The 12,572-nt window shown below is 46.0% G+C and carries 14 protein-coding genes and 3 tRNA genes; 15 read left to right on the plus strand and 2 right to left on the minus strand.

The window, feature by feature from the left end:
* Positions 1 to 29: 29 nt before the first annotated feature.
* The gene (locus tag ACFI6J_RS20750) at positions 30 to 515 is read right to left on the minus strand and encodes a GAF domain-containing protein (RefSeq protein WP_061485240.1); all 486 of its coding nucleotides are present in this window, start codon (positions 513 to 515) and stop codon (positions 30 to 32) included.
* Positions 516 to 639: 124 nt separating this feature from the next.
* Complete coding sequence (locus ACFI6J_RS20755) at positions 640 to 1,491, minus strand: DUF72 domain-containing protein (protein WP_061485242.1); 852 nt, start codon at positions 1,489 to 1,491, stop codon at positions 640 to 642.
* Between the two features lie 248 nt (positions 1,492 to 1,739).
* Between ACFI6J_RS20755 and aspS the strand changes: the two genes are divergently transcribed.
* The 15 genes from aspS to ACFI6J_RS20830 all read left to right on the plus strand — a co-directional run bounded on the left by aspS (position 1,740) and on the right by ACFI6J_RS20830 (position 12,549).
* Positions 1,740 to 3,500, plus strand: a complete 1,761-nt coding sequence (aspS, locus tag ACFI6J_RS20760) for an aspartate--tRNA ligase (RefSeq protein WP_061486948.1) — start codon at positions 1,740 to 1,742, stop codon at positions 3,498 to 3,500.
* Between the two features lie 3 nt (positions 3,501 to 3,503).
* Positions 3,504 to 3,944 (plus strand): dihydroneopterin triphosphate diphosphatase, encoded by a 441-nt coding sequence (gene nudB, locus ACFI6J_RS20765; RefSeq protein ID WP_061485244.1) that lies wholly within the window; start codon positions 3,504 to 3,506, stop codon positions 3,942 to 3,944.
* Complete coding sequence (gene ruvC, locus ACFI6J_RS20770; RefSeq protein ID WP_061485246.1) at positions 3,944 to 4,462, plus strand: crossover junction endodeoxyribonuclease RuvC; 519 nt, start codon at positions 3,944 to 3,946, stop codon at positions 4,460 to 4,462. Before nudB ends, ruvC begins: the two co-directional genes overlap by 1 nt.
* Before the next feature lie 36 nt (positions 4,463 to 4,498).
* Positions 4,499 to 5,119: a Holliday junction branch migration protein RuvA gene (ruvA, locus tag ACFI6J_RS20775; protein ID WP_014948863.1), complete on the plus strand. Its 621-nt coding sequence runs from the start codon at positions 4,499 to 4,501 to the stop codon at positions 5,117 to 5,119.
* Positions 5,120 to 5,187: 68 nt separating this feature from the next.
* A complete protein-coding gene (gene ruvB, locus ACFI6J_RS20780; RefSeq protein ID WP_014976035.1) occupies positions 5,188 to 6,192 on the plus strand; it encodes a Holliday junction branch migration DNA helicase RuvB in 1,005 nt (334 codons plus the stop codon).
* Between the two features lie 586 nt (positions 6,193 to 6,778).
* Positions 6,779 to 7,177, plus strand: a complete 399-nt coding sequence (gene ybgC, locus ACFI6J_RS20785; protein WP_014948865.1) for a tol-pal system-associated acyl-CoA thioesterase — start codon at positions 6,779 to 6,781, stop codon at positions 7,175 to 7,177.
* Positions 7,167 to 7,856 (plus strand): protein TolQ, encoded by a 690-nt coding sequence (gene tolQ, locus ACFI6J_RS20790; RefSeq protein WP_014948866.1) that lies wholly within the window; start codon positions 7,167 to 7,169, stop codon positions 7,854 to 7,856. The genes ybgC and tolQ overlap by 11 nt, the downstream gene beginning before the upstream one ends.
* Positions 7,857 to 7,885: 29 nt before the next feature.
* A complete protein-coding gene (tolR, locus tag ACFI6J_RS20795) occupies positions 7,886 to 8,305 on the plus strand; it encodes a protein TolR (protein ID WP_014948867.1) in 420 nt (139 codons plus the stop codon).
* A gap of 7 nt (positions 8,306 to 8,312) precedes the next feature.
* Entirely contained in the window at positions 8,313 to 9,206 is an 894-nt protein-coding gene (tolA, locus tag ACFI6J_RS20800; RefSeq protein ID WP_283626376.1) for a cell envelope integrity protein TolA, read from the plus strand.
* 4 nt (positions 9,207 to 9,210) lie between these two features.
* Positions 9,211 to 10,566, plus strand: a complete 1,356-nt coding sequence (gene tolB, locus ACFI6J_RS20805) for a Tol-Pal system beta propeller repeat protein TolB (protein ID WP_014948869.1) — start codon at positions 9,211 to 9,213, stop codon at positions 10,564 to 10,566.
* 40 nt (positions 10,567 to 10,606) lie between these two features.
* Complete coding sequence (gene pal, locus ACFI6J_RS20810) at positions 10,607 to 11,173, plus strand: peptidoglycan-associated lipoprotein Pal (RefSeq protein WP_014948870.1); 567 nt, start codon at positions 10,607 to 10,609, stop codon at positions 11,171 to 11,173.
* Positions 11,173 to 11,967 carry a tol-pal system protein YbgF gene (gene ybgF, locus ACFI6J_RS20815; protein WP_014948871.1) on the plus strand — a complete coding sequence of 265 codons (795 nt, stop codon included), beginning with the start codon at positions 11,173 to 11,175 and terminating at the stop codon, positions 11,965 to 11,967. The genes pal and ybgF overlap by 1 nt, the downstream gene beginning before the upstream one ends.
* A 292-nt stretch (positions 11,968 to 12,259) precedes the next feature.
* A tRNA-Lys gene (locus tag ACFI6J_RS20820) sits at positions 12,260 to 12,335 on the plus strand.
* Between the two features lie 24 nt (positions 12,336 to 12,359).
* A tRNA-Lys gene (locus ACFI6J_RS20825) sits at positions 12,360 to 12,435 on the plus strand.
* 38 nt (positions 12,436 to 12,473) lie between these two features.
* Positions 12,474 to 12,549: transfer RNA gene (locus ACFI6J_RS20830), tRNA-Lys, on the plus strand.
* Positions 12,550 to 12,572: the final 23 nt, after the last annotated feature.

Raw genomic sequence — 12,572 nt, forward strand, 5'->3', positions numbered from 1 at the left:
TTTGCGATACGAAAAGCCTAACGCTGGGGTTATGCTGGAAGGTGTTCTGAAAAAATAATAGCTTCAACTGTGCGGGCGTGGTTTTTTAAGCTTTCTATCTCAACGTCTAAAAAGTCACGTGGTTCATCAAACAGAAGGCATAACGTACCCAATTCATAGCCATCTTTGTTGCGCAAGATAGCACCAGCGTAACCTCTTATGTAAGGGCTGCCAGTAACCAGCGGGTTATTAGCGAATAGCTTATCGGCTTTAGCGTCGGGAACAATCAAGTATTCTTCTTCGGCTATCGCGTAGGTGCAAAACGAGATATTACGCGGTGTTTCGGTAGCATCCATACACTGGCGAGACTTAAACCATTGGCGATCTTCTGAAACAAGGCTTACCAAGCAGGTTTTAGCATTAAATTCTTCTTGTACAGCTTTGGTGAGCTCGTCAAGTTGTTCGCTTGGGGAAGTATCTAAAATATCTAACGATTCAAGCGCAGCAATACGCGCTTTCTCATATTCATGGTTCATTGAGGTTATTTCACGGTAAATAATGGTGTAGTACCAAAATAGATAAGAGCAGTAGTTTACCGCTGAATTAGAAAAACGCTATCTATTAAAAAGTATTGATAGGCTCAATGTCAGTTGCTCGTCATCAAAACAGTGAATTCTGCTCTGGTTGAGTTTTAATAGACAGGTTATTTAGCGCGAGTGATGGAGTAGTGTTGTTATACAAATCGATAAACTGCTGCGCTAACCAGGGAGCATCTTTGTTGTCTGGGCGGTGACAAAAAAAGTAAACGTCTTTTCCTTCACTTTGCCAAATCTTCACTTTTTTCACCCAAGGCAATAAACAGCGTTGGTTGTCATCATCAACATCATTGCCTACAAAGCGCACAATGGGAGTATGGCCTGTAGCAATAACATTTACTGGTACACGAGGCTTTTTCTCTCGCACTTCCTCTAGCATCGCACGTCTATTTGTTCCCCCTGAGTCTAAAGAGCCAGTGAAAAGCGCTCGGGTGTCCATAATGATTCTGTTCGCACCGTGGCGGATCAAAAGTTGATTAAGCGCCTTTTCCTCATCACCCTTTGCAAAAAATGCCAGGTGGCGCACCTCAACCGCTATGTTTAATTCTTGAGGTAACGCCGCTAAAAAGGTATCCAAAATGGATAGCTTTTCTGGCCCAAAAGAAGCGGGCAGTTGCAGCATCATGACTCCTAGCTTTTCTTTTAACGGGCTTAATAAAGCAAGCTGTTGGGCAACCTCTTCATCACAATGCTGTAATTGATGTACATGAGTAATGTTCTGGTGAAATTTGAAAGTAAATCTGAAGTGGCTGGGTACTGAATTGCACCATCTCGCTACAGCGTCTTGGTGGGGAAGAGAGTAAAATGTGGTATTCCCTTCAACCGTATTACACTCCTTGGCATACAGCGACAATCCATTATCAGACTTGGGATAATTAGCAAACCACGTGCTTGGCCAATGGCTGTGTTGCCACATTGGCAATCCAATATAGAGATTTCCTTGTGATATGGCTGATTTGTGCATATTTGTCATTGGGCTTTATCAAGCATTTGTTTATACTATGCGGCCTTTAAATCATTACATTATGCATGTTGTGGGCGGGCCAGCTAATTGGCCAGCAAGTTTACGCGATTTGGGGCAAAGTCTTAAGCCCAAAAATAAGCGGTTTTGAACGCCAATTCACTGCATGCGAAGCAAGAGAAAAACATCAGGGGTCAAGGACCATGCGCACAGATTACTGTGGGAATATCGATTCATCATACATTGGACAAGAAGTTACCCTTTGCGGGTGGGTTAATAAGCGTCGCGATTTAGGCGGTGTAATTTTCATCGACTTACGCGACCGCGAAGGTATCGTACAAGTGGTGTTCGACCCAGATTTACCAGACGTGCTATCGGTTGCTAACACATTGCGTAGCGAATTCTGCGTAAAGCTAACGGGTAAAGTGCGTGCGCGCCCTGAAGGTCAAGTAAATAAAGACATGCGCACAGGTGAGATTGAGATCCTAGGCACAGGCCTTGAAGTGATCAACAAGTCTGACGTGCTTCCACTGGACTGGAACCAAGAAAACTCCGAAGAACAGCGCCTTCGCTATCGTTATCTAGATCTTCGCCGTCCTGTAATGAGCCAGCGTTTACAATTCCGTGCAAAAGTAACCGGTGCTGTACGTCGCTTCCTAGAAGAAGAAGGTTTCCTTGATATTGAAACCCCTATTCTTACAAAGGCAACGCCAGAAGGTGCACGTGACTACCTAGTGCCAAGCCGCACGCACAAAGGTGAGTTCTTTGCACTTCCGCAATCGCCACAGCTTTTCAAACAGCTTCTGATGATGTCGGGCATGGACCGTTACTATCAAATTGTTAAGTGCTTCCGCGACGAAGACTTACGTGCCGACCGTCAGCCAGAATTTACCCAAATCGATATTGAGACCACGTTCTTAGATGCCGATGGCGTAATGTCTATTACCGAGCGCATGATCCGCGACTTGTTCAACAAAATGCTAAACGTTGACCTTGGCGACTTCCCGCGCATGACGTACAAAGAAGCCATGACGCGCTTTGGTAGCGACAAGCCAGACCTACGTAACCCGCTAGAGTTAACAGACGTTGCAGACCTGCTTGCTAACGTTGACTTTAAAGTATTCAGCGGCCCGGCAAACGACCCTAAAGGTCGCGTAGCAGCTATTCGCGTACCTGGTGGGGCGTCGCTTTCGCGTAAGCAAATAGACGAATACACTAAATTTGTAGGTATTTACGGCGCGAAAGGTCTGGCTTGGATTAAAGTTAACGATGCTGGTGCAGGTCTTGAAGGTCTACAGTCGCCAATCCTTAAATTCCTAACTGAAGACATCACTAACGCCATGCTAGAGCGCACTGGCGCACAAAGTGGCGATATTCTATTGTTTGGTGCAGACAGCTACACTGTGGTTACCGAAGCGATGGGCGCACTTCGTCTTAAGCTTGGTGAAGACTTTGAGCTTCTTGAAGGCGAGTGGAAGCCACTTTGGGTTGTTGACTTCCCAATGTTTGAAGAGTTTGACGGTCAGCTTCACGCTATTCACCACCCGTTTACCGCGCCACGTGGTTTAACGCCAGAAGAACTTAAAGCTAACCCAACTGAAGCCTTATCTGACGCTTACGATATGGTATTGAACGGTGTTGAATTAGGCGGTGGTTCTGTACGTATTCACAATGAAGACATGCAGTCTACGGTATTCAACATTCTTGGCATTGACGATGAAGAAGCGAAGAACAAGTTTGGCTTCTTGCTAGACGCACTGCGCTTTGGTGCGCCGCCGCATGCAGGTCTTGCGTTTGGTCTAGACCGTCTGGTAATGCTTATGACTGGCGCGACGTCTATTCGTGATGTTATGGCATTCCCTAAAACGACCACAGCGGCATGTCCGTTAACATCGGCGCCTAGCCCTGCGAACCCACAGCAGCTTGAAGAGCTCGCTATTGCAACGGTGAAAAAGCAATCGTAATTTATGGCGTATAAGAAGCCTGAATCTGCACTGGTAGTGTTGTATGACGAACACTACCGAGTGCTGCTTTTGCAACGACAAGACGACCCCACCTTCTGGCAGTCGGTAACCGGCGCGTTAGAAGAGGGGGAGTTACCCTTAGAAACGGCATATCGTGAAGTGTGTGAAGAAATTGGTATCGATGCCAAAGCACACGGCTTTGTGGTTAACGACCACGATAAGCAAAACCAATATGAAATTCGTAGCCGCTGGCTACATCGTTATCCTCCTGGTACTGTGCACAACACAGAACACGTATTTTCCCTTCAAATAAACAGCGATTTACCCATTGTTTTAACAGAGCACTTGCAGTACGAATGGGTCTCGAAAGACGAAGCACTGGCGCGTTTATGGTCTCCCTCTAATAAAGAAGCGGTATCTTTGTTTGTACCGAGTGTGCCTTAATGGTTATACTGGGTATAGATCCAGGTTCTCGGATCACAGGCTACGGTTTAATTGCACGCAAGCAAGGTAAACTGGTGTATGTAGCAAGCGGATGCATTCGCGTTGGAACGGCAGATTTGCCTTCTCGTCTTGCTAATATCTTTACCGGGGTTGGCGATATTATTCGTCAATATAAACCCGACCAGTTTGCTATTGAGCAAGTATTTATGGCGAAAAACCCTGATTCAGCGTTAAAGCTTGGTCAGGCCAGAGGTGCCGCCATTGTGGCAGCCACCCAAGCGCAACTTCCTGTTGCTGAATACAGCGCAAGGCAAATTAAGCAGTCGGTAGTTGGAAAAGGTGGCGCAGATAAAACGCAAGTTCAGCACATGGTAAAACACCTGCTTAGCTTAAGCGGCACTCCCCAGGCCGATGCTGCCGATGCATTAGCCGTTGCCTTGTGTCACGCACACACTGAACAGAGCCTGATAAACATGGCAGGGCAAGCCCGAAAAACCGTTCGTGGTCGTTTGCGCTAATACTGCTCGAAGCTCACGCTTTTACAGAGATAATTCATGATTGGACGAATTCGCGGTACGTTGGCTGAGAAACAGCCTCCAGAAATTCTTGTAGATGTAGCCGGTGTTGGCTACGAAATTCACATGCCTATGACCAGTTTCTACCAGCTTCCCGCGGTGGGTGAAGAAGTGGTGGTGTACACACACTTTGTGGTTCGTGAAGACGCCCAATTGCTGTTTGGTTTTGCTGATAAAATGGAAAGAGGGCTTTTCCGAGAATTGATCAAAGCCAATGGTGTAGGTCCAAAGTTAGGCCTTGCTATTTTATCTGGAATGTCGGCAAGCCAGTTCTTGGCAAGTGTACAAAATGAAGATGTTTCTGCACTCGTCAGCTTACCGGGTATAGGTAAGAAAACCGCAGAGCGTTTGGTGGTAGAGCTTAAAGACCGCCTAGCAAAATTTGGTAAGGCGCAGAGTATTGCTGTACCGCCCCCAAGTGGCGACTTGCTATCCACCAACACTATTGTTGCTGTAAACGACGCTCGGGAAGAAGCGCAAAGCGCGCTTATTGCACTGGGCTATAAACCTGCTCAAGCGAGCAAGCTAGTCGACAGCGTATATAAAGAGGGCATGGAAAGTGAGGCCCTTATTCGCGAATCATTAAAAGCGGCCATATAATGGCGCTCAACGAAGACAGCGGTTCTTAGTCTGCCTGTCTTCACGTCACCGTTTAAAGTAGAACTATCATGATTGAAGCCGACAGACTGATTACGCCTGAAGCCAGCACCGAAGACGAGGTCATCGACCGCGCCATTCGCCCTAAAATGCTGGAAGACTATACGGGGCAGCCTCACGTATGTGAGCAAATGGAAATTTTTATTCAAGCTGCGCGTAATCGCGACGATGCGCTAGACCATCTACTTATTTTCGGTCCGCCAGGACTGGGTAAAACCACGCTTGCGAACATTGTGGCAAATGAAATGGGCGTGAACATTAAAACCACGTCAGGCCCTGTGCTTGAGAAAGCTGGCGACTTGGCTGCACTGCTTACCAACCTTGAGCGCAATGATGTATTGTTCATAGACGAAATACATCGCTTAAGCCCAGTGGTAGAGGAAATTCTTTATCCTGCCATGGAAGACTATCAGCTTGATATTATGATAGGCGAGGGGCCTGCCGCCCGTTCAATTAAGCTAGACCTTCCTCCTTTTACGCTGGTAGGTGCTACCACCCGCGCAGGCTCGCTAACGTCGCCATTACGCGATCGTTTCGGCATTGTTCAACGATTAGAGTTTTACAACGTAAAAGACCTTACCAGTATTGTGGCAAGAAGCGCGAGCTATCTGAATTTAGACATGAACGATGAAGGTGCGCAAGAAGTGGCTCGTCGTTCGCGTGGCACACCGCGTATTGCTAATCGTTTGTTACGCCGTGTTCGAGACTACGCAGAAATTAAAGCAGACGGCACGGTGGGAGCCGATACGGCAGCGAAGGCACTGGATATGCTTGACGTTGATAAAGAAGGTTTCGATTACATGGATCGTAAATTGCTTACTGCTATTATCGAAAAGTTTGATGGTGGGCCAGTAGGCTTAGACAATTTGGCAGCAGCCATTGGTGAAGAAAAAGAAACCATAGAAGACGTGATTGAACCCTTCCTTATTCAGCAGGGCTTTTTACAGCGCACGCCTCGAGGCCGTATTGTGTCGCAGCGCGCTTATCTTCATTTTGGCTTCGCTCCGTCTGAATAATTTACCGTCCCTTTGTAAGAAGGTACAGATTCGTTTTAAAGGCCTAGCAGGATTGCTGGGCTTTTTTTGGCAACACAGAAAATACAGAAGCCGTTTCAAACGCTACAAGTAAATGCTCGTATGGGGGAAGCTTTAAGTTCAGAGCATTGAGATTGGATGGCGAATTACTGCATAGCGCAAGTTAAGCATGGGCCGCCAATATTTCTTTTTGTACAGATGCTAAATTACAAGCAAAAAAAAGCCCGCTCATTGAGCGGGCTAAAACAACAAGTGTTGAAGGAAATAAATCCAGGGAACTCATGTCTAACAGGAGAATAACTCTTGCATGACCGTGCTAAGCACCATCACGCTCTGTACGACTGATGCTGTGCATTATAGGGAGAGCAGAAAAAACTACAATTGAGTAAAATTGTTGTTTTGAATTAGAAAAACTAATGTGTTAACTGGGTGTTTAATATTGGTTTACTTTTGATTAAATGTTAGCTTTGGTGGGGCTTGTGGAGTGTTTTTGTTCTGCATTTTGTCGCGCTAATTAGTTATTTTAACTCCGCTTTGGATTATTAAATTTTTGGGTGAAGGAATAGTTATGCATTTACATCAGGTAAGAGTGTATTACGAAGATACCGATGCAGGCGGTATCGTCTATTATGCGAATTACCTAAAGTTTATGGAGCGAGCCCGTACAGAGTGGCTTCGCGAGCTAGGTTTTGAACAAGACACGCTGATGGAACAATCCATCGCTTTCGTCGTCAAACACGTTGAAATGCATAACTATGCGCCTGCACGGTTCAATCAACTGTTGAGTATTGAAACTCGCGTTGTAGAATTGAAAGGCGCTAGTATGACGTTTCAACAAATTATTAAAAATGAACAAGGCGTTACATTGGTATCTGGAGATATCAAGGTTGCCTGCGTCGATTTGGCCGTTATGAAGCCAAAAAGATTACCACGTACTTTGTTAGGGGAAATTTCGCGTGTCATCTGATCTCACTTTTATTGGCTTGTTTTTACAAGCGAGTTTTATTGTTCAACTAGTTATGCTTTTGTTGCTAAGCGTGTCGATAGCGTCGTGGACGTTTATCTTCCAACGCAGCAAAGCGTTGTCGGCGGCACGCAACGAAATGCGTCAGTTTGAAGATAAGTTCTGGTCAGGCGCTGACCTTAACCGTCTTTATCAAGAGCTTTCTGCCAGAACTAACCTAACAGGCATGGGCAGCATCTTTTGCTCAGGCTTTAAAGAGTTTGTTCGCCTGCGTAAATCCAACACCGCCACCAACGGCATTGTTGACGGTACATACCGTGCCATGCGTGTTTCTATGTCTCGCCAAGTCGAAGAATTAGAAAGCCGTTTACCCTTTTTAGCCACGGCGGGCTCAATTAGTCCTTACATCGGTCTATTTGGAACTGTGTGGGGGATAATGAATGCCTTCATCGCATTAGGTGAAGTGCAGCAAGCTACCCTTGCTATGGTAGCGCCGGGTATTGCAGAAGCACTTATTGCAACTGCTATCGGCCTGTTTGCTGCTATCCCTGCGGTTATTGCCTACAACCGTTTCAGCCATCAGGTTGAGAAGCTTGAAAATAGCTACGGCAACTTCATGGAAGAGTTCTCTGCAATCCTTCATCGCCAAGCCGTTGCTGCGCAAGCACAACAACAAGCCTAAGCGTTTACATTCCAAACGGAGGACTTGTTATGTATGTAAGAAAACGCCGCAGGCCGGTATCAGAGATAAACGTAGTGCCCTACATCGACGTGATGTTGGTGTTGCTTATTATCTTTATGGTAACGGCGCCGCTTATTTCTCAAGGGGTAAAGGTAGATTTGCCTAAAGCAAGTGCCAACCCGATAGAGCAAGAAGATACACCACCGATTATTGCGTCAGTGGATGTTAAAGGTCGCTACTTCCTTAATGTAGGCGAAGACCAGGAATCGCCAATTAGCGAAGAAGAGCTTGGCGCTATTGTAAAAGCACAATTGACCAAAGAGCCCAATACGCCCGTAGTGGTAAAAGGCGATGGACAAGTAGCGTATAACGAAGTGATACAGCTAATGGTGTTATTACAGCAGGCGGGTGTGCCTTCAGTAGGGTTAATGACGGATCCGGTTGAGTAATATAGATATGTCGAAACCTGAAGTGTCGAAAAGCACGTCAACCGCTAGCCACTCAAACAACGCGAGTAACGGTGTAAGTGGTGATAAAAAGAACGGCAAAAGTGCCAAGCAAGCCAACAGTATAAGCCCAGAACAAGTAGGCTTGTACAAGTCCATTGGTTTGCATCTTTTTATTGCTGCGCTGTTGCTAATTAGCGTCAGCTTCTCTCCTGACCCGTTGCCAAGTATGCCGTCGAATGCGCCTGTGATAGAAGCGACGTTTATTGATGCGCAAGCGATTGCGGATCAAAAAAGGGAGCAGGCACAAGCTGAAGCTCAAGCAAGAGCCGAAGAGCAAGAAAGGCAAAGAAAAGCAGAAGCCGCGGCAGATAAAAAACGCCAGCAGCAGCTAGCAGCCAAGCGTGCGAAAGAGAAGCGTGAAGCAGAAGCGGCTGAAGCGAAACGTCAGAAAGACTTGGAGCGCTTAGCGGCGCAGAAGGAACAAGAGCGTAAGGAGCGCGAAGCAAAAGCGAAAGCTGAGGCTGAGCGAAAGAAAAAAGAAGCAGCTGAACGCGCTGAAATGGAAAGGATCATGCAAGAGCAGCTTGCAAAAGAACAAGCTGCTCAGCAAGAACGTAGGCGAAAACAGGTACTTACTGAAGTAGAGCGCTATACCGCGCTTATTCAGCAAACCATAAAGCGCAATTTGTATTCGGACGACAGCTATCAAGGCAAAACCTGTCGATTGAATATTCGGTTAGCAACGACAGGGTTTGTTACGAGTATTCGTGTACTCGGCGGCAATGATGCGCTGTGTAGAGCGGCAGAAAGCGCGGTTCGCAGGGCCGAAAAGTTACCGGTATCTGATGCGCCAGACGTTTACGAGCAGTTAAAAGACATTACTTTAAAAGTGGAATTATAGTGGTATGAAAAAACTAGGTTTATGGATAGCGCTTATTACGATGGCATTCAGTGCCAAAGTGTTTGCATCCTTAGAAATTGTGATAACCGAGGGCGTAGATAGTGCACGTCCAATCGGGGTTGTGCCATTTAAATGGAAAGGTCAGGGCAGTATGCCTGGCGATATTTCTAAAGTGGTGATGGCCGACTTAATGCGTAGTGGTAAGTTTAACCCGGTATCTGTCGACAAAATGCCACAGTACCCGGAGACAGCGGAGCAAGTGTCTTTCACCGCATGGGCAACCTTAGGTGTAGACACGGTTTTAGTAGGAAGTATTGAGCCACAAGGAGGCGACCGCTACCTTGTATCCTATGAGTTGATTGATGTACTTAAAGGGCAAGTTGACAATGGGCAAGCTAAAGTACTCAAAGACGGCAATTTGGTATCGAGTAATGATCACGTACTAGCTGCCCGTCAGGCAGTGATCAACGGTCGAGATTTTCGCCAGTATGCGCATCGAATTAGCGACATTGTGTATGAAAAATTGACCGGTGTTCGCGGTGCGTTTTTAACGAAAATTGCTTACGTCATTGTTCGCGACCGTGACACGGTAGAAAAACCTTACCAATTAGTCATTGCAGACTACGATGGTGAGAACGAAACGCGCTTGTTGTCTTCGCCAGAGCCGCTTATGTCGCCAGTGTGGTCGCCTGATGGCGAGAAGCTTGCCTACGTTAGTTTTGAAAATCGTAGACCGCAAATATTCATTCAGAATATCTACACCAGCGAGCGTACGCGCATTACTGATTTCCCTGGAATAAATAGTAGCCCGGTGTTTTCACCAGATGGCAAGCAACTTGCAATGGTTTTATCGAAAGATGGAAACCCTGAACTCTATGTGATGGACTTAGCGACAAAAAATCTTCGCCGAGTAACACGAAATAGAGCGATTGATACGGAGCCCGCGTGGCTACCAGACGGCAGTGGGTTAATATTTAGCTCGGAACGGGGTGGTAAACCCCAGATATATAGCGTAAATTTAAATTCTGGGAAAGTAAGGCGAGTTACCTTTGTAGGTGAACAGAACCTTGGCGGTACGATTTCCCCAGACGGCAAGCAAATGATTATGGTAAACCAAACTAATGGGAACTATCACATTGCGAAGCAGTCTTTGGATGGTGGATCACCTCAAGTACTGACACGGACGTACTTAGATGAATCACCAAGCGTAGCGCCGAATGGAAGCATGATTATATACAGCACCCTTCACGAGGGAACCCAAGTGTTGTCACTGGTTTCTTTAGATGGGCGTTTTAAAGCTAGGTTACCAGCAGCCAATGGGCAAGTTAAATCGCCAAGTTGGTCACCATTTTTGTTCTAACAATTTAACGACTAAACAATAAAATTTAAGGATTAGTAGGATGCAAATGAATAAAGTGATGAAGAGCTTCATTATCGCATTGCCAGTAGTGACAATGATGGCATGTTCTTCAGGCCCTAGCGAAGAAGAATTGGCAGCAGAGCGTAACCGCCTTGCACAAGAACAAGCGGCTGCAGAAGCGGAAGCACGTGAAGCAGAAGCACAGCGCGTTAAAGCAGAAGCTGCACAGCGTATGAAGCGTCAAGAAGAAATGGTTCAGCAAGAAATGGAAGCGCTGAAGAACGAACAAACCGTTTACTTTGACTTTGACCGCTCAAGCATCAAGCCAGAGTTCCAGCGTATTCTAGACAAGCACGCGGCGTTCTTGGTGAAAAACCCAAGCACTAAAGTGACTATTGAAGGTCACACTGACAGCCGTGGTACGCCAGAGTACAACATCGCGCTAGGCGAACGTCGTGCACAGTCTGTTGAAACTTACCTACTTAATGCTGGCGTAAGCAGCAGCCAAGTAACAGTAGTTTCATACGGCGAAGAAAAACCAGCAGTGATGGGTTCTACTGAGTATGCATTTGCTCAAAACCGTCGCGGAGTGGTTGTTTACCGCTAATGACTATTCTAACGAATAAGACATTAAAAATGGGCGTCACTTTATGTGCCGCCCTTGCTGTTTCTACCGCATTTGCGCAAGCGCCTGTGGTAGACGCCAATGGCGGCAGTGAATTAGAGCAGCGTATTGTTGTACTAGAGCGTATTGTTAAGAGCCGAACCGAAATGCAACACAGGCTTCAAACGCAGCTAGACAATATGCAAATGGAAGTCGACCAGCTGCGTGGTGCGGTTGAAGTTAATACCAATGAACTTCAAAAAGTACTTGAGCGTCAACGTGAGCTTTATCTTGAAATAGATAAACGCGTGGAGGCACTTAAGCAAAGCGGCGCGCTACAAGGTAGTGCCATGCCTAGTGCAGGTGTTGATTCGGGCTCTGTGAGCTCTCCAACAGCATCTACACCAACGCAAGCACCGCAAGCAGGTGAAGATGAAGCCTACGAAAATGCGGTGAATTTGATCCTTAAGTCTCGTGAGTACGATAAAGCCATTCCTGCGTTTCAATCGTTCATTTCACGCTTTCCCAACAGTGGTTACGCACCAAATGCGCACTATTGGTTAGGGCAACTGTTGTTTAATAAGCAGCAGTGGAGCGAAGCAAGTGAGCAATTTAATATTGTAGCTAATCGCTTTACCGATTCTTCCAAGCGTCCTGATGCCTTATTAAAACTAGGTGTCATTGCTGAGCGAACGGGAGACAGTTCAACAGCACGTCAGCTGTTCCAACAAGTTGTAAATGATTACCCTGATTCATCGGCAAAACGCCTCGCTGAATCTCGGTTAAATAACTTGTAATGAACAAAGCCTCTTTTAAAGAGGCTTTTTTATGAGTTAGAGAAAAGTTTTTTTCAAAAAATTCCATTTAGAGTGCATAAAACTTCTGCACCAAATTTCACTGTATTTCGTAGAAACCTGACTAAACTCAATTAGTACTGGTATAAATACTCAGCGATTTGTTTTCATTTTGACCGTTTAGTCGTAATTTGACAGAAAAATGAAAATAAAAGGACGTTATGGGTTGCGTCGAATAAAAATCTGAGTATTATATGCCGCCGTTGCCAAGACACAGGCAACAACAGGAAAGAAAGGGTCGTTAGCTCAGTTGGTAGAGCAGTTGACTTTTAATCAATTGGTCGCTGGTTCGAATCCAGCACGACCCACCACTTTCTCTCCTAGCATCAAATGATGGGTCGTTAGCTCAGTTGGTAGAGCAGTTGACTTTTAATCAATTGGTCGCTGGTTCGAATCCAGCACGACCCACCATCATTTGAATTGTGAAACTTATCTGTGTGTCACTTGATGGGTCGTTAGCTCAGTTGGTAGAGCAGTTGACTTTTAATCAATTGGTCGCTGGTTCGAATCCAGCACGACCCACCATCAAGTCTCAAACTCAAATATTC

It is taken from the genome of Alteromonas sp. G4i13 (assembly GCF_054960505.1).

Coding starts and splice junctions, on each gene's coding strand:
- ACFI6J_RS20750 (WP_061485240.1), bottom strand. CDS start 515: ATGAACCATGAATATGAGAAAGCGCGTATTGCTGCGCTTGAATCGTTA.
- ACFI6J_RS20755 (WP_061485242.1), bottom strand. CDS start 1,491: ATGTGGCAACACAGCCATTGGCCAAGCACGTGGTTTGCTAATTATCCC.
- aspS (WP_061486948.1), top strand. CDS start 1,740: ATGCGCACAGATTACTGTGGGAATATCGATTCATCATACATTGGACAA.
- nudB (WP_061485244.1), top strand. CDS start 3,504: ATGGCGTATAAGAAGCCTGAATCTGCACTGGTAGTGTTGTATGACGAA.
- ruvC (WP_061485246.1), top strand. CDS start 3,944: ATGGTTATACTGGGTATAGATCCAGGTTCTCGGATCACAGGCTACGGT.
- ruvA (WP_014948863.1), top strand. CDS start 4,499: ATGATTGGACGAATTCGCGGTACGTTGGCTGAGAAACAGCCTCCAGAA.
- ruvB (WP_014976035.1), top strand. CDS start 5,188: ATGATTGAAGCCGACAGACTGATTACGCCTGAAGCCAGCACCGAAGAC.
- ybgC (WP_014948865.1), top strand. CDS start 6,779: ATGCATTTACATCAGGTAAGAGTGTATTACGAAGATACCGATGCAGGC.
- tolR (WP_014948867.1), top strand. CDS start 7,886: ATGTATGTAAGAAAACGCCGCAGGCCGGTATCAGAGATAAACGTAGTG.
- tolA (WP_283626376.1), top strand. CDS start 8,313: ATGTCGAAACCTGAAGTGTCGAAAAGCACGTCAACCGCTAGCCACTCA.
- tolB (WP_014948869.1), top strand. CDS start 9,211: ATGAAAAAACTAGGTTTATGGATAGCGCTTATTACGATGGCATTCAGT.
- pal (WP_014948870.1), top strand. CDS start 10,607: ATGCAAATGAATAAAGTGATGAAGAGCTTCATTATCGCATTGCCAGTA.
- ybgF (WP_014948871.1), top strand. CDS start 11,173: ATGACTATTCTAACGAATAAGACATTAAAAATGGGCGTCACTTTATGT.